This window comes from Enterobacter sp. PTB, from assembly GCF_051130085.1.
GTDB lineage: Bacteria > Pseudomonadota > Gammaproteobacteria > Enterobacterales > Enterobacteriaceae > Enterobacter > Enterobacter ludwigii.
On record NZ_JBDKEE010000032.1, the window covers coordinates 22,375 to 39,287 of the forward strand.

Annotated in this window: 16 protein-coding genes; 10 read left to right on the forward strand and 6 right to left on the reverse strand. The window is 49.3% G+C overall.

The annotated features are described in order from the left end of the window. The first annotated feature begins 1 nt into the window (after position 1). From AAIR21_RS24300 to AAIR21_RS24340, 9 genes are all read left to right on the forward strand, one after another. Positions 2–277 (forward strand): PAAR domain-containing protein, encoded by a 276-nt coding sequence (locus AAIR21_RS24300; protein ID WP_332908677.1) that lies wholly within the window; start codon positions 2–4, stop codon positions 275–277. Between the two features lie 209 nt (positions 278–486). Next, positions 487–1,173, forward strand: a complete 687-nt coding sequence (locus tag AAIR21_RS24305; protein WP_373226300.1) for a DUF3592 domain-containing protein — start codon at positions 487–489, stop codon at positions 1,171–1,173. Positions 1,174–1,237: 64 nt separating this feature from the next. Beyond that, positions 1,238–2,989, forward strand: a complete 1,752-nt coding sequence (tssF, locus tag AAIR21_RS24310; RefSeq protein ID WP_434682423.1) for a type VI secretion system baseplate subunit TssF — start codon at positions 1,238–1,240, stop codon at positions 2,987–2,989. A 60-nt stretch (positions 2,990–3,049) separates the two neighbouring features. After that, positions 3,050–3,481 (forward strand): type VI secretion system baseplate subunit TssE, encoded by a 432-nt coding sequence (gene tssE, locus AAIR21_RS24315; RefSeq protein WP_434682424.1) that lies wholly within the window; start codon positions 3,050–3,052, stop codon positions 3,479–3,481. 17 nt (positions 3,482–3,498) lie between these two features. Continuing rightward, positions 3,499–4,869 carry a VasL domain-containing protein gene (locus tag AAIR21_RS24320; RefSeq protein ID WP_434682425.1) on the forward strand — a complete coding sequence of 457 codons (1,371 nt, stop codon included), beginning with the start codon at positions 3,499–3,501 and terminating at the stop codon, positions 4,867–4,869. 3 nt (positions 4,870–4,872) lie between these two features. Then, on the forward strand, positions 4,873–5,697 hold the full coding sequence (locus AAIR21_RS24325; RefSeq protein ID WP_434682426.1) for a hypothetical protein: 825 nt from the start codon (positions 4,873–4,875) through the stop codon (positions 5,695–5,697). A gap of 246 nt (positions 5,698–5,943) precedes the next feature. Then, positions 5,944–6,246, forward strand: coding sequence for a Dabb family protein (locus AAIR21_RS24330; RefSeq protein ID WP_434682427.1), 303 nt, complete (start codon positions 5,944–5,946; stop codon positions 6,244–6,246). A 44-nt stretch (positions 6,247–6,290) separates the two neighbouring features. After that, a complete protein-coding gene (locus tag AAIR21_RS24335; protein ID WP_434682428.1) occupies positions 6,291–6,524 on the forward strand; it encodes a hypothetical protein in 234 nt (77 codons plus the stop codon). 83 nt (positions 6,525–6,607) lie between these two features. Beyond that, complete coding sequence (locus tag AAIR21_RS24340; RefSeq protein WP_212563081.1) at positions 6,608–7,528, forward strand: COG2958 family protein; 921 nt, start codon at positions 6,608–6,610, stop codon at positions 7,526–7,528. 102 nt (positions 7,529–7,630) lie between these two features. Here AAIR21_RS24340 and AAIR21_RS24345 read toward each other — a convergent pair whose 3' ends face one another. From AAIR21_RS24345 to AAIR21_RS24360, 4 genes are read right to left on the reverse strand one after another with little or no spacing between them, the layout of a single operon-like run. Next, a complete protein-coding gene (locus AAIR21_RS24345) occupies positions 7,631–10,729 on the reverse strand; it encodes an HsdR family type I site-specific deoxyribonuclease (protein WP_212563082.1) in 3,099 nt (1,032 codons plus the stop codon). Positions 10,730–10,752: 23 nt separating this feature from the next. Further along, a complete protein-coding gene (locus tag AAIR21_RS24350; protein WP_434682429.1) occupies positions 10,753–11,955 on the reverse strand; it encodes an AAA family ATPase in 1,203 nt (400 codons plus the stop codon). Between the two features lies 1 nt (position 11,956). Further along, positions 11,957–13,198 carry a restriction endonuclease subunit S gene (locus AAIR21_RS24355; RefSeq protein ID WP_434682430.1) on the reverse strand — a complete coding sequence of 414 codons (1,242 nt, stop codon included), beginning with the start codon at positions 13,196–13,198 and terminating at the stop codon, positions 11,957–11,959. Then, entirely contained in the window at positions 13,195–14,751 is a 1,557-nt protein-coding gene (locus tag AAIR21_RS24360; RefSeq protein WP_434682431.1) for a type I restriction-modification system subunit M, read from the reverse strand. Before AAIR21_RS24360 ends, AAIR21_RS24355 begins: the two co-directional genes overlap by 4 nt. Before the next feature lie 213 nt (positions 14,752–14,964). On the opposite strand from AAIR21_RS24360, the gene AAIR21_RS24365 reads away from it, so the two are divergent. Beyond that, the gene (locus tag AAIR21_RS24365) at positions 14,965–15,354 is read left to right on the forward strand and encodes a DUF2913 family protein (protein WP_147838226.1); all 390 of its coding nucleotides are present in this window, start codon (positions 14,965–14,967) and stop codon (positions 15,352–15,354) included. 116 nt (positions 15,355–15,470) lie between these two features. Here AAIR21_RS24365 and AAIR21_RS24370 read toward each other — a convergent pair whose 3' ends face one another. Then, on the reverse strand, positions 15,471–15,830 hold the full coding sequence (locus AAIR21_RS24370; protein WP_434682432.1) for a plasmid partitioning/stability family protein: 360 nt from the start codon (positions 15,828–15,830) through the stop codon (positions 15,471–15,473). A 12-nt stretch (positions 15,831–15,842) separates the two neighbouring features. Continuing rightward, complete coding sequence (gene parM / locus AAIR21_RS24375; protein ID WP_434682433.1) at positions 15,843–16,799, reverse strand: plasmid segregation protein ParM domain-containing protein; 957 nt, start codon at positions 16,797–16,799, stop codon at positions 15,843–15,845. Between the last annotated feature and the right edge of the window lie 114 nt (positions 16,800–16,913).

Genomic DNA, 16,913 nt, shown 5'->3' on the forward strand with positions numbered 1-16,913 from the left:
AATGGCAACTGGCTATTACCTGGCACAGGGGGATAAAACCTCCTGTGGTGGCAAAATCACGGGCGGCACCGCCGACCATCAGCTGCCCGGTAACGTGGCAGCCTGTGAGGGCGATCCGGTCACCTGTGGTCAACATGCCGGTACTTACAAAATCACCGGGGGGATCCCGGGCGATATCGTTCACGATCGCCACATGGCCGGAACTCTGCACAGCACCAGTACCTGCCCGTGTAAGGCGCATTTTATTCCGTCAGTGACGACCGATACTTACGAATAAACGCTGACGAGGTGCCCTTTTAAAATAAAACAACAGATGTTAATCCATTAATTATCAAACCTGTTGCTGAGCTGTATTTGTAAGTGATTTTTTGTTTTTTTATTTTTTAATGGGAATGCGGCAAGTTTGATTGGTGAGAATGCTTACTCATGACGTCAATGAATGTAAGTTTGAGTGTGAATGGTTTTTAATCAAGGAAGGGAGTGACAATGAATAAATTTTTTAGGATTATGTTAGTGGTTGGTCTGGTATTTATTGGGGGCGCGGGATATCTGTCTTACACCGATTACTTATTTCAGAGTACGGCACTGCATTCCACAGGTAAAATAACAGACCTTCGTTACAGTAAAAGTCATGATTCATCGGCGGTCTGGTATCCGCAAATTACTTTTACAGATGAACAGAATGAAAGGGTCATCTTTGAATCCTCAACAGGCAGCTCTTCTTATCGCAATAGCCTTGGTGACAGTGTCGATGTTCTCTATCAACATGGCGATGCCAAAAATGCGAAAATCAATGATGTAACAGGGCTCTATCTCGGTCCTGCTGTCCTCGGTGTTTTGGGGGGCGTATTGCTGTTTTTTGGCCTGGTGAGTTCACGTTTACTGAACAAAGGAAGCAAGCACCGTACGTTGATGCGAAGCGGCAAGCCACTGACGGCGAAAATTATTGCAGTGGAGCTTAATGATTCCATTAGCTTTAATGGTCGTTCGCCATGGAATATTGTCTGCCAGTGGTTAGAGCCACAAACCAACACGGTTCACGTTTTCACCAGCGCCAACTTTTATTATGACCCATCCCCTTTTATTTCAGGTGAGAGTTTAACGGTGTATGTCTCACCTGATAATTATAAGAAATACTACGTGGACATTTCTGCTTTTCCCAAAAAAGCGTAACGACGTTCAGAACAAGTACATCGTCGTGCTGCGCAACGTAAATATGCCTTGAGACAATGAATTTATGGATGATGTAACCCTGCGTTATTTTGACGCGGAAATGCGCTACCTGCAGGAGGCGGGAGAGGAGTTTGCCCGCGCCCACCCTGAGCAGGCAGCAATGCTGCTCCCCGACCGGGTCGGTGCACGCGACCCGTCCGTCGAACGTCTGTTTGAAGGGTTTGCCTTTCTGATGGGACGCCTGCGGGCGAAGCTTGATGATGACCTGCCAGAACTGACCGAGGGGCTGGTCAGTCTGCTTTGGCCCCACTATCTGCGTGCCATTCCCTCGCTGTCTGTGGTGGCCTTCACCCCGGACTGGCAGGTCATGAAAGATCCCCTTACACTCCCCAGGGGTTTTGAGGTGATGTCCCGCCCTGTGGGTGAAAAGGGCACCCGCTGCCGTTATACCACCACCCGGGAGGTGAATCTGTTACCGCTGTCGCTTGAACAGGCCACGCTGACAAACGACACCGATGGCCGCGCCATGATCCGCCTGCGCTTCGCCTGCAGCGGACTGGCCGACTGGAGCAAAACGGATGTATCCCGTCTGCCGCTCTATCTGAATGCCGATCCCGCGCTGGCCTGCGCCCTGCACGAGGCTTTGACGCTGAATGTGGCAGACATATGGCTGCGTTTACCCGGTGAAGCGGATCGTCGTCCGTTGAACGGGTATTTTGCGGCGCAGGGATTTGGGGAGGATGACGGGTTGTGGCCGCAGGGCGGCAGCAGTTTTGCTGGCTGGCAGCTGCTGCAGGAGTATTTTACCTTCCGCGAAAAGTTTATGTCGGTCTGCCTGCGGGGGCTGGAAACCGTCGAATTACCCGAAGTACTTTCCGGGTTTGAGCTGGACGTGGTGCTGAATAAACACTGGGACCATCCCTTTTCGTTCCAGGCGCGGCATCTGCAGCTGAACAGTGTGCCGGTTATCAATCTTTTTCCGCTGGAGTCCGATCCGCTGAGTATCAGTGCCCTGCAGACGGACTATCAATTGTGTCCCATGCGTATTCAGGACGGCCATACCGAAATTTACTCGGTAGATACGGTGCTCTCCGGCAGCGGACACCGCTACGTGCCATTTTCCAGTTTTCGCCATAAGGGCGGGATGATGCGCCATGCCGCGCCGGAATATTATTACCACACCCGTGTGCGCCGGGGCGCATCCGGGCTGCATAACACCTGGCTGATACTGGGCGGTGAGGGGTTTGACACGCTGAGCATCCCGGATGAACACCTGTCACTCAGCCTGACCGCCACCAACGGGCAGCTCCCCCGGCGGGCGCTGGAAAACAGCGTGCTGGATACCGTGGTGAAAGGCACAGAGGTGGCCCTGTCCGTACGTAACCTGTGCGCGCCCACTCAACCCTGTTATCCCCCGGATCGCGATCGCTTTCACTGGCGCGTACTGAGCCACCTGGGGTCCGGTTTTCTGTCGATGATGGATAACGCCGAGGTGCTGCGCGGGACGCTGGCGCTGTATGACTGGACCGGTGAGGAAATGAACCGCCGTCGGCTGGAGGCGATAATTGATGTCAGACACAGCGAAACTGAACGCTTCCATCAGGGCTATCTGCTGCGCGGCGTATTGATTGAAGTGACGCTGGACAGTACGGGCTTCACCGGTCGCGGGGATATCTGTCTGTTTGGTGAGATGCTGAGCCGATTCTTTGCGCTCTATACCGACATTCATTTGTTTAATCGCCTGGTCTTTATTCTGCAGCCAACCGGAGAACGCCTGGAATGGGAAGAGAAACATTCGCGACGGATACCCGGTTAAATCCGCGCCTGGAGGCGGACATCACCCGGGTGGGGTTTTACCGGCTGAAGGGGAAATAACATGCGCCGTCCGTCTCTGTACGAAAAACTCTATGGACATTTTGCCGGTGGTCTGCCCCTGGGGCAGGTTAGCGAAGAAAACCAGTACATTCTGTCGGTGCTGGATAACCTGCAGCGGGTGCTCAATACCCGGGCTGGCTCGGTGGCGCATCTGCCGGACTATGGTCTGCCGGATATGACACTCATTCTGCAGGGGATGCCCGGTACCGCCCATGAGCTGAAAACCACCCTGGCCACTGTGCTGCTGAAATACGAGCCGCGCATTCAGGATATTCATGTGGTGATGCTGGAGCAGACCCAGCCCGGTGAGCTGCGCTACGCCATCGAGGCTGAGATGCCGGACGGTGAACTGGTCCGCTTTGGCACCGAGTTTATGTCCGAAGGCAAAGTTCTGCTCCGCCACCTGAAGCAACAACGTATTCTTCCCTCCTGATTAAAGGTACTGACACTATGTTTTCCCGACACCTGCCCTTGCATGCGGGCCAGGACCCGCGCGCGTGGTCTGAATACACCCAACTGCGCGATGAACTGAGCAAGCTGACCCACCCGGCCAGACCCGACGTGGACTGGCAAAACGTGGAGCAGTTATGTGTGACCCTGTTTCGCCATAACGGCATCGACCTGCAGACGGCGGCGTGGTTTTGCTGTGCCCGCCTGCAGCGTTCCGGCCTCACGGGGCTGTCGGAGGGGCTGGAGCTGGTGGATTCATTGATAACGCACCAGTGGAGCGTCATGTGGCCTCCCCAGATGCCGGTGCGCAAGGACATTCTGGTGTGGCTCAGTGAACATCTGATGCTGAGCCTGCGCCGGTTTACCCTCAGTCATCAGGACCTGCCTGCTATTTATCGTCTTGAGCAACAACTTCGGCACCTGTGTGACCTGCTGCAGCGTCTGGTGCTTCGCCAGGTGAGTAAAATGGATGCACTGCTGCACTGGATGCACGCGGCGGTGGTGAGGCTGGAGAACGCAAAAGATGCTCCCTTGCCCCCGGCCGTTGAGTCTTCATACCTGCATACCTCCCGTGCGATACCGGAGAGTACCGGGCAACCCTGTAGCAACAGTGAACCAGTGGTACTGGTGGTGCGGGATGATGGTACACAGCACATCACACAGACCTCCATCCTGAAGCGCCATCGTCGTGGCGTGTGGACGGGATTTGTCGGAGGTGTCGGCGTAACACTGTTGTTCACGGCGCTGAGCGCCTGGTGCTGGCAGCACTGGCAGGGTATCCAGCCGGAAACACTCATAGCCACCTCGCTTTCTCCGTTGCCGGTCGTGCTCTCTGCCTCTGAACAGGGGGCAATGATTGAAGACAACGCCGCCGCGCTGCAGGCGCAGGGACGGGTTGCCACTGAACGTACCCGCGACCAGCTGGATGAACTGGCGAAGCTCTCCCCGTCATGGGCGCAGGATTACGGCTTCGCGCTGGTGGCGCAGACACAGCGCCTGTGGCCGCATCAGCCCGGTACGGCTGCACTGGCAAAACAGTGGCAGCAGCAGGTGGAGGTGAATGCCCTGACGGAAGCCCGCCTTCAGGGCTGGCATCAGGCCATGATGCAACTGCAGTCGCTGACGGAGAAACTCAACAGCACGGATACACAGCGGGGGAAATACCTCACGGTTTCGGAGCTGAAATCCTCGGTGTTTGCCATCACGCAGACGCTGAGCCAGAACGTGCCGCTGGAAGAACAGTTACGCCAGTTGTCACAGCAAAAAAAAGAGAACGGCAATCAGCCTGCCGCAGAGCAGCAGGCAGAACAGAATCTGCGACAGTTGCAGAACCGTTATGTGTTGATTACCCATGGCGGCTCGGGTGACTGAATAATGAAAATGAAACCGGGTTCATCATCAGTGGGTGCTGCAGAAAAAAGTGCCACGCGCCGTAATCACTATGTGCAATGGACGCTGGCAGAAATTGCCTTTGTTGAGAAACACTACGGCAAACTCCCGGCGCGGGAAATAGCCACGACTCTGGGAAGAGGGGTGGCTGCGGTCAGGTCGATGGCATTAAAGATTGGTGTTGGTCGCCCGGGAGCGAAACCCTGGGAGATGTGGGAAATTAACATCATGAAAAAACATTACTCTCATGGTGCCGGTATCGCCATGGTGAGGGCATTGCTGCCGCACCGTGATATGGAGTCTATCAGGAAACAGGCGGCCAGGGCAGGTCTCACCGATGTGCGGGAATGGCATCCTGACGCCATCGCATTCCTGAGGGAGCATTATGGTCATATGCCTGTTGAGGAGGTTGCTGCAGCCCTTGATAAAAGTGTCAGTGCTGTGAGGAACCGGGCAAATGTACTTAAGCTGGGGAAAACTCAACTGAGTAGGTGGACCCGTGAGGAAAACGCGATATTGACCGGGCATTATGGTAACTCAGGTAACCTTGATGCCATTCATTCACTGTTGCCCCATCGTTCCAGAAAAGCCATTGAGGCGCAGGTTGCCAAATTAGGGTTAACACGAGCGCAGATATGGACACCCGAGGAGCTCAGCATTCTTCAGCAGCTTTACCCGATACTGGGAAGAAAGTTGACCAGGGTATTGCCCGGCAGGACGAACAGTGCGATCCACCACCAGGCAGAGAGACTGGGATTGCGACGATACGCTAAAAAGCATAGCGGTAAGCCTGAACATGACAAGGGGTAATGGTTTAATCATTATTAACGGTAGGAATTACTTAGAAAACACATTCTCTCTATTTTGAAGTCTGCGAGGAAAATGGGCTTTATTATGGTTTTTATTTTTCTTTCCTGTTACGCCGATACCCCCATGTGGAGGGAATAAAGGGAATGGTGTTCGTTATGGTAATTTGTAAATATTAACAAGCACGATAGTGAGGAGTAGAGGCTCCCCTGAACAGGCCATTTATTAATGCAGGTTAACGGGAAGATAATGATCCGTCATATTTTATTTATTACATTTACTGATAGTGCACTACCGGAACAAATACTGGCTGTCAGATCGGCATTTCTGCCGATCCTCGATCGGGTTGAAGGCATTACAGGCGTGGAATGGGGCGTAAACGATAGTCCGGAAGGTAAAAATGCAGGCTATACGCACTGCGTGCTCATGACGTTTGCGGATGAGGCAGCACGCCAGCGCTATTTGCCGTATCCTTCACATGATGACCTTAAAACGATATTTCGACCGATTCTGCAGAATATCATCGTACTGGATTACACTCTGGCGCCCTGATTTATTTTTTTCTGTAGATTGGTAACACGATGAATTTGAGTGAAATGACAATGACGGATGATGCCAGAAGCGTTATCAGGGCATTCAGTGATGCACCGGTCATGACGTTACAGGCTGTTGCCACCATGACTGGCCAGAGTGAGCACACCTCCCGGTTTATCCTGGAACAGTTGCGGCTGGCTGGACTGGCTCAGGAAATGCACGGGCACTGGAGTCTGACTGAAGCGGCAAGTATAATCCGGGAGTCAGCGCTTTATGTCTTTAACTCTGAAAGGTAAACTAAGCCCATTCACAGGAGCTGTAATCACGCATTGCTTAATAGCTGATACGCAAAGCCGTGTGTACAAAAGCAGGAAGGCATATGACAAGTCGTCCCCAGATGATAATCAACGTGTTACAAGCGAATCCCGATAAGCAGTTTACGGCTCGCCAATTGGCACAAAAAATCATTGACCATTACGGTGCAGAATTGGCTGAAAAACGTAAAAACCCACGTTTTGCCAGTGACGAAGCTTTTTTAAGCCAAATTACCGCTGAAGTTGGTGGCAGTCGGACTGTTAAAGCGAAAGCTATGTGTCCGCAGGTGATGACGCGTGATAAACCAAGACCACGATTGTTTTATTGGGGAGAATCTGTGGTTGAACAGGCGGATGCTCATGTAGCCCCTGAACCAACAGTTGAAAGTGTTAGCTTTACCGAGCATTCGTTGTATCCGATCCTGATTGATTACCTCTCGCAGGAGGAGGGGTTATTGTGCCGTCGTATTGACGATAAACGCTCAAGCAATAACAAAGGGCTGGGAGGTAACCACTGGTTATATCCCGATATTGTTGCACTGGAGCCCCTGGATAAAGAATGGGACGATGTGGTTCAAAACTGTGTTCGCCATAGTGAAGGGCGTTTAACTCGGCTATGGTCTTTTGAGGTGAAAAAACAGCTAAACCGTAGCAATGTGCGTGAATGTTTCTTCCAAGCGGTCAGCAATTCCAGTTGGGCACATTTCGGTTATCTGGTGGCGATTGAAATTAACGAAGATAAACAACGTAGCGTGGAGCGCGAGCTTCAAATGCTCTGTGCATTACACGGTATTGGAGTGATCCTTCTGAATCCACATGATTTCTCTAATAGCCAGACGTTGATTCCGGCGCGTGAACGTGCCAGCGTGGACTGGAAGTCAGTGAACCGTCTGGTGGAAGAGAATCGGGATTTTAAAGATTTTATTGAGCTGGTAGGGGAATACCATCAGACTGGGAAAATTCATAAAACGCTATGGAATAAATAGCCACTGTCAGATCAGGTCTGAGCTAATATATAAGAATGGCAAGCCCTTTAAAGGGCTTACCATTCTTTTCAACTCACAGCTTTGTATAATGAGTTGAAGTATCTATATTTTCCCACCCACTCCCTTAAATTTTTCAACAAACGCGGCAATTTTTTGGAAAACACTTTGCTTTTTTGTGAGGTATTGGGGATTTAGTGGGCTCATTTTTGGCAGAACGGCATTGAGCTCCGTACCATTGTCGCTGGCAAACTCTCGTTTGAGAGAGGTGGTAATATAACGTTTAGCTTCCTCTTCATTCAGATTCTCGGATCCAATTAACTCTTGTGCTTCGCGTAGTTGCTCTACCTGTGCAAAAGCAAAGAAGGCATCTATAATACTGGCCTTGTCACTAATTTTGTCCAGGTCGGTTTGGTTAATAAAATCAACAACTAGGCTTTCTTTGGCCCGACTCCCAAGACTGGAACGTATTAATCGACGAACTTCATCAATTAAGCCTGCTTTACTTTTATTCTTACGATTGTGTTCAAAAATCAGCTCGAGAATATAATCAAGATTAATTTCTTGCGACTTCAGTAGATCTACCTCAAAGACAACGTCATCCCAATCAATAGCCGATTTTTCTTTTTCAGCGGAAGATTTTTCCCGACGCAGCCAGTCGCGAACATCGTTATAAGTTGAACGGTAGTCCTGAATTTTCCGTTCAGACGGCATTTTAATTGTTTGCAGCGTCGCCAGATCCTCATCGCTTAAATAATGCAGGGTCTTGAACTCCTCAACCGCCTCGGGGTCATTGATGTTAATGTTCTGCAAGGCCTTCAGGCTGGCAAACTCGTCGTAGTTTTGCAGCACGTTCTCAACGCGTAAATACTCACCAAAGAGTTTCGCAAAGGCTTTTTTATCGGACTCTTTCTCAATGGCAGAGGGATCGGGAAAGCGTTGCTCTAGCTCCGTCACCACATCCACAAAGCCACGCCTTGCCTCACCGGTTACTACGTCGGTAAAGCCTTCCATATACTCCTTGTAGCTTTTCTCGAGCACCACGTTCTTGGTGTTTTTATCGCCAAACAACGTGATGGCGTCAATTGTCGCCTGCTCCAGATCACGGAAAGTAACGATATTACCGAAGGTTTTGGTTGCGTCAAAAATACGGTTGGTGCGTGAATAGGCTTGCATCAAACCGTGGTAGCGCAGGTTTTTATCCACAAACAAAGTGTTCAGCGTCGGCGCATCAAACCCGGTCAGGAACATGCCGACCACAATCAGCAAGTCGATCTCCTTAGCCTTAACTTGCTTGGCCAGATCTCGGTAATAGTTTTGAAAACCATTGCTTTCCACGCTGAAGTTGGTTTTGAACAGCGCGTTGTAGTCAGCTATGGCAGCACTTAAAAACTCTTTGGCACTGCTGTTCATTGCCGATACGTCAAAACTTTCATCCAGAATATCGCCTACAGCATCCTGTTCCTCATTGGCCACAAAAGAGAAAATGGTGGCGATTTTTAGTGGCTTATCGCTGTCTTTTTGCAAGTCTTTGAACGATTCGTAATACAGCTTGGCAGCGTCCACGCTGCTCACGGCAAACATCGCATTAAACCCTTTTGCCCCTGCGTGCAGGCGATGCGTTTTTTGCCGAAAGTTATTCAGGATGTACTGCGAAATTTCTTTTATACGGATAGGATGCAATAAGGCTTGCTTGTTTTCCGCCGCGCTAAGCTTTTTCTCGTCCTGTTCGCTTTCAATAGCTTTGAAATGTGGGCGCACATCGTTGTAGTCCACTTTGAACTTGAGCACCTTTTCATCTCGAATCGCATCGGTGATCACATAAGAGTGCAACTCTCGACCGAACACGCTGGCCGTGGTGTCTGCCCCCAGAGCGTTTTGCGGAAAAATTGGTGTGCCGGTAAAGCCGAACTGATAGAACCTCTTAAACTTTTTCTTTAAGTTCTTCTGGGCTTCACCAAACTGGCTACGGTGGCATTCATCAAATATAAACACCACCTGTTTATTGTAAATGGGCAGGTCGTTTTCGCTCTTCATCAGGTTATTGAGCTTCTGGATCGTGGTGACAATGATTTTGTTGTCATCTTTATCCAGATTACGCTTGAGGCCAGCGGTGCTGTCAGAGCCGTTCACACTATCCGGGGAAAAACGCTGATACTCCTTCATTGTCTGGTAATCCAGATCTTTACGATCCACCACGAAGAAAACTTTGTCGATGAACTCCAGCTCAGTGGCTAAGCGCGCCGCCTTGAAGCTGGTCAAGGTTTTACCGGAACCTGTGGTGTGCCAGATATAACCGCCGCTTTCCGTATTGCTCCAGTTTTTAGCCTGATAGGCGCTGTTGATCTTCCACAAGATACGCTCGGTAGCAGCAATCTGGTAAGGGCGCATTACCAGTAGTGCATCGCTCACATCAAACACCGAATAATGCAGCAGTACATTGAGCAGGGTGTTCTTCTGGAAAAAGGTCGCGGTAAAATCTTTCAGGTCTTTCAGCAAGCTGTTATCAGATTTTGCCCAGTTCATAGTGAAGTCGAAGCTGTTCTTGTTGCGCTGGGTAGTATTGGCAAAATAACGGCTATCGGTGCCGTTGGAAATCACAAACATCTGCAAATACTTAAACAAGGAATGTTCACTGTTAAAACTCTCTTTGCTGTAGCGATGCACCTGATTAAAGGCTTCGCGGATCGCCACGCCGCGCTTTTTCAGTTCCACCTGTACCAGCGGCAAGCCATTCACCAGAATGGTGACATCATAACGATTGGCGTGACTACCCTGTTGTTCAAACTGCTTGATGACCTGAACCTTATTCCGGGCAATGTTTTTTTTGTCTACCAGGTAAATGTTCTGGATATGACCATCGTCAAACACAAAATCATGGATATAGTCGTTGTGAATTTTGCGGGTTTTATCGACGATGCCATCGCTCGGCTTGTCCAGCCAGGTCTCCACAAACCGCATCCATTCACCGTCAGCAAACTGCATGTTGTTCAGGGTCTGCAACTGCTCGCGCACGTTGGCCAGCAGCTTCTCAGGCGTATTTAAACCAGGTTCATACTCGTAGCCCTGATTGTGCAAATCCTGAATGAACTCCCGTTCCAGGTCACCTTCGCTCTGGTAGCTTTCATTAAGCTGCCATTCCCTGGCGTATTTATCGAGAACGATAAAGCTATTTGATTCGGCAACAGCCTTGTATTCGTACATGCTTCACCCCTAAATCTTTTTCTTTAGTTTTCAGCCTGCTGAAAGCGATACATCATATTGATTTCATTAACCAGATACCGCAAAATACGCTTGTCGTCTTCAGTGAGATCGGCCACTTCTTCGCCCGCATGTTTCGAGTGGCTGGAAATATTAATAATCCGGGCCTCATACGGATTGGTTGTTCCGTCATCAGTTTTTGGCAACAGATCGCCCCATTTCTTATAGCCAAGAAACGTGGAGGTTTTTTCCAGAATGTTTCTTAAAAAATTAAAGTGATACTTGCTCAACTGACCACTCTCGATGGCATTTTCGAGTTCTGATTTCAAATAAAGATGATATGAGAATGGCGAATCATTGGGCTGCTGGACTAATTGAAATGTGCCGCCGTCAAGCCGGGCCATCCGATACTTATCAAGCCATTTTTTCTTGTAACCACCGTCATCACTGTTGAGCTCATTATGCAGAACGTTATAAAAAAGCGGATTGTGCGTGGTGATGATGAATTTAACATCAGAATTGTTTGACTTGATCAGTTGGGCCAAATCTACGGCCAATTCAATCAAATGGTTCTCATCCAGTGAACTTACCGGGTCGTCAATAAATACATATTCCAACTGATCAAAAACGTTGGTTTCACGATCAGAGGGTTCAGCAACATTGAGAATGTCAATCACCAGCTCGATCAGCGTATAGAAAATACTCCAGATGAAATTGCTTTCCTCACCCTTAGAGATTTTCAGATTTCCGGATTGCTCATTATCACCGCGCTCAAGGGAAAAAGTCACTTCTGAGAAAGCCTTTACAGTGATCTCTTTGTCGTCCTTGCCTTTGACTTTATATTCTTCATTGAATTTTGGTGTTAGCTTCTCATTGGCGTAGCGCTGAAAATTGGTAATGATGTTTCGATCTTGCCCTTGATCTTCCAACACCCAGTCGGTAAATGAATTGGGATGGATTCTGAGCTTGGGATCGGCATCCTGCTCCAGGTCGTTGTCCCAATAGAACAAATCTTCGGTAAAAGCGTTGTAATACAGGATCTTGTTGCGAGATATTTCTGGTTGTTCTGCTGCATCGTCGCCTTCGATTTCATCGTTTTTTGGCGCGATCAGTTTCTTAAATTCTCGCGACAGGCGCGTTTTCCCCGTGCCATTAAAGGCATAGATCAACTGTACTTTTTTATTGGCGTCTTTAAGCTGCTGGGCGATTTCTGCTAGCGTCTTGCTCATATCAGGCCACTACCTCTTCAGGTTTGGGAAAGCTCAAAAGCAAATCGCGGTAATACTCATATTGCTTTTGGCGTAATGCGATTTCACGTGGAAAACCTTCACTGATAGAATTGGTAAGAGCATCGAATTTGTCCAGGATGTCGACGATGCGGGCTTGTTCGGCAAGCGATTTTTCAAGGTCATTTGGATACGGAACAGGAATTGCGATTTTAGCAAATCCATTAATTAATAATGTATTGACCTTGGTTCTGGCCACATACTTTGCTTTCTCGGCAATGAAAGATGCTGTTTGCATGCAATAGGAAACAAACTTCGGGTTCATTGAATGCCGGAAAGCATAACAGTGGTCGTGAATAGCCACTTTTTCATCTCCAAGCCAGGCCATGGCTTTACCAACATCCTCGACGGTTTCTCCGACATCCGTTATCACTACATCTCCTGGTTCCGCATAGCGAAGTGACTTGGCCATATCGTTTCTGACCTGAGAAAGCGCATGAGTTGTAAAGACGCCGTACCGAGTGTATATCTCACCGTAGTGGATCACACCAATGCCATCTTCAACATAATCAGCTTTCGTAAAGCGCTTTCCTCGAATAAATTCGCCAATCTCCCCCAAAGTTTTCCACTCTACATCCCCTTCCTTAAAACTCAACAACTGGTCGCGATAGTAGTTGTATTGTTTTTTACGAGCTGTAAGCTCGGCTGTAAGCTCGGCTGTAAGAGAGGTAAAAGTGTTCAGAATGCGGACGATTTCGCACTGGATTTCGAGCGATTTTTTGGGGTTTTCAGGGCATGGAATGGGGATTTTGAACTTATCAGTATCAGGCGTTGCAATTTGCGGCATTTGCATCTTGTTGCCAATACTCTGAAAGTGGGGTTCATTCAATTTCAGAAAATGATAAACATACTTTATATGGACTCCGTCATTATTTGAGTGATACGACCACATTTCGCTTTTATGGGAGAATGGTTTGTCATAATACTCGAATTCAATAATGCCACGAGATTTGACAATAATAGAAGGTTTCCTATTTACATCTTTCGCAGGTATATCGTCAAAATCGACAGATGCAACAGTTCTACCGCCCGCAAAGATTTTTAGTGGTGCGCCATCTTTGTGTAACTCTTTCATCTGACCAGCGGTAATCTTTGTGCCCTTGGTACGAACAAGCACTTTGCCCAAAGGTTTCCACTCTACTTTAATGCCATCCAGCAGCTTTTCCATAAAGCTCATCTCGCTCATGCCTTCAGCTCCTTACCTTCAATCTCCGCCACAATGGCATCAATATCCGCTCGTAACTGGTCGATTTTAGCGGCGGTAATTTTCAGGTCGGCATTGAGCTCAGTGATATCTACTACTTCGCGGTTGTCCTCGGCTTCGATATAGCTACTGACCGATAAATTGTAATCATTGGCCTTAATATCTTCAAAGCTCACCAATTTGGCAAAATGATCAACGTCTGCTTTGCTATCAAACACCTGCATGATTTGCCCAATATGCTTCTCAGTGAGCGTGTTGTTATTGGTTTCCTTCTTAAACAACCCGCTGGCATCGATAAACTGGGTGGTCATGTCGGTTTTGTGTTTGGACAGCACCAGAATGTTCACGGCGATGGTGGTGCCAAAGAACAGGTTGGGCGCGAGTGCAATCACTGTTTCGATATAGTTGTTATCCACCAGATATTGGCGAATTTTCTGCTCGGCACCACCCCGGTAAAAAATGCCGGGGAAGCAAACAATGGCTGCGCGCCCTTTGCTGGAAAGGTAACTAAGCGCATGCAGCACAAAGGCAAAATCAGCTTTGGATTTGGGCGCTAACACACCTGCTGGGGCAAAACGGTCATCGTTGATCAGAGTGGGATCGTCTGAGCCTATCCATTTCACCGAGTAAGGTGGGTTGGAGACGATGGCATCAAAAGGTTTGTCATCGCCAAAATGCGGATTACGCAGCGTATCACCGAGCTGGATATTGAACTTGTCGTAGTTGATGTTGTGCAGGAACATGTTCATCCGCGCCAGGTTGTAGGTGGTGTGGTTGAGTTCCTGCCCCCAAAAACCGTCTTCAATAATGTGGGCGTCAAAGTGTTTTTTGGCTTGCAACAGCAGCGAGCCAGAACCACATGCCGGGTCATAAATCTTGTTGACGCTGGTTTGCTTGTGCATGGCCAGTTGCGCAATCAGCTTGGACACGTTTTGCGGGGTAAAAAACTCACCGCCGGATTTGCCAGCGTTGGCTGCATAGTTGGAGATTAGAAACTCGTAAGCATCACCGAAAAGATCGATGTGACTACCCTCAAAATCGCCAAAATCTAATTCTGCCACCCCTTTGAGCACTGCCGCCAGACGTGTATTTTTGTCTTTTACCGTATTGCCGAGCCGGTTGCTGGTGGTGTCAAAATCAGCAAACAATCCCTTGATATCGTTCTCTGAAGGGTATCCGCTGGCTGACATTTCGATAGCCGAGAAGATGTCAGCCAAATCGGTATTTAATTTTTCGTTAGAACTAGCACTTGCGGCGATGTTAACAAATAAATCGTCTGGGTAAATGAAATAGCCTTTGGTTTTAATGGCGTCGTCTTTGATTTCCGGGGTAATGACGCTCCGGGGGAGTGTTGCATACTTGACGCTGTCATCACCGCCTTCAATGTAATTGGCAAAATTCTCGCTGATGAAGCGGTAAAACAGAGCGCCTAAAACGTATTGCTTAAAATCCCAGCCATCCACTGCACCGCGTACATCGTTGGCAATCTGCCAGATCTGGCGTTGCAGTGCGGCGCGTTGTTGGGTGCTTGTCATGATAAAACTCCGGTTTTAATACATTTTTGGTAGCCAAAGGCTCATAATTAGTCCTGCATTATAACGATTAAGGATGTTCTAATCATTTCGAATCGCCACTAAATTGTGTGAATCTCAGGGGTAATGGCGATTGATTAATAGTTAGACGATACACGGATAATAATTTGCCCAGTCTTTCCCCAAACGGCTGACTGAGGGGCTCGCGCACCTTGCATGATATATTCTGATCGTTGTTGGCCTTGCCAGTTCTGGCGAACTCACGAGCAAAGCACGCTGTTTCGCTTTACGTACATGCTCGAAACCCTTCGGACAATGGACTGGAGCGACTGGCTGGTGTCCGCCAAAGAATGGGAGGAAAAAGCTAAACTAGCGGGTAGCGTCTGTGCGATCTACACGCCTAAAGAGGCGCTGCATCAGTCGTTCACTGACAAGGGCGAACTCATTAAGCCCATGCAATTACGGTTTACCGGCGATATCAGCGGCATTCCTGCCTTGCTGGCACAATGTCATCTGACCGCTGAACGTCTGGAGGATGATGAGGGGTATGCTGTGTTTCGGTTGTTACCTGAACCTTTCCGCGAGTATCAGCTGACTCAGACTTAACGACGCTACTGAAGAAAAAAACGTAATATTAAAAGGACGCCCGGCCATGAAGGCTGAGCGTCCTGATCATGATTTTTTTAGTCTTGTTAGTGTAATGATATCACATCGCATTTTAGTTATTCCGGCAGAGAACCCGCCAGATTCTTTGCCGAAACACTGCTGGTGGGCTGTTCCGTTACCTCTGGCATTGGTACTGTGGCTACTACCGATGCAGGCTGACGCGATCCCGGCTGGATGTTCAGAAATGCTGCCAGCATAGTGCGCAGTGTTTCCGGGCTCGTGTTATCTGCCAGCAATGCGGCCAGTACCGACGGTAACCGGCTATCAATCTCGCCCAACGCAATACCTGCAAGTAACGCTGTTCGTGATAACTCACCGCGATCGCCGCGGCGATGCGCCTCTATCCGGGCATCCGCAAAACGTTCGCTGGCATGCGTTTCAGGGCGAAGGTAAATCAGTACTTTTCTTCGGCTCATTAGGCATCCTTATTAACCCAGTGCTTTCAGGCCATGTACCAGTGCGAACTGCGGATCCTGAGCAACAAAGAAACGATCATCGCGCAGATTAACGTGAGTTTTAATAGCTTCAGCCAACAGACAGGCTCCGCCTCCCACGACTGCAACATGGGTATACCCTTTAAAGCGATCAATCGCTTCCAGTACCCGTGCACGATAACGCGAGATACCACTGTGGATTGCCTGCTTTATGCTATCAACAGCCCTCGGATCGTTGATGTTGTTCGCCAGGTACGTGTCGTCGAAACGTTTGATGATCAGCCGGTCCACGTTGTAGCGGGACAGCGCCATACCGGCTTTACGCAATGCCTGCTGCACCTCATCGGTCACCAGTGACACGCCTAACGCCGGATCACCATAGATACGCGATACCGAAGACATCTGGCCTGCCACCTGCGAGATATCCAGCGTCGTTCCGCCAAGATCAACAATCAGCACCGAGTTGGAAGCCGAGAGTTGATCGCACAGCGTAATCCCGGCGGGAATAGACTCCGGGCGCACGGTGACGCGGGTGATGGTGAATACGTGGCCGTTATTCAGTACCACCGGTTGCAGCAGGCTTTGCTTCTTGCGCTCGATGTTATCAAGCTGGTACTGAGCGTCTTCGTCGTAGAACTCCGCCAGCGGCAGCGTGACCACGATATCCACGCACTGTGGCGCAAGACCACTGGTCAGCAGCGCGTGATGCACAGCGACCGCGTTGAGTGGGCTGTACTGCCATTCGATATTGCTGGTGGTGAGTGTATCGGGAGAAATGAGGTCAAACGAGTACTTCTCCTTGCCTGCGGTATAGTTAAACGGCTTACCGTTGCCAAACGTGGCTGACCATCCGCGTTTAAAGCTGTTGGGGCTTATATGAGTGAACGTTTTGCCGTGCTGCTCCCACAGCATTTTGATATGGGTAGAACCGTCGTCGATGTAAATGCGCATATTGCACCTAAGTTGAGTCAAATGTGAGTTGGAATTGAACTGTCAGGCGTCACTGGAGGCGTGAAGGGCGGCTATTGAGCCAGAACTGAGAGCACGATGAGATGAATCAGCGCC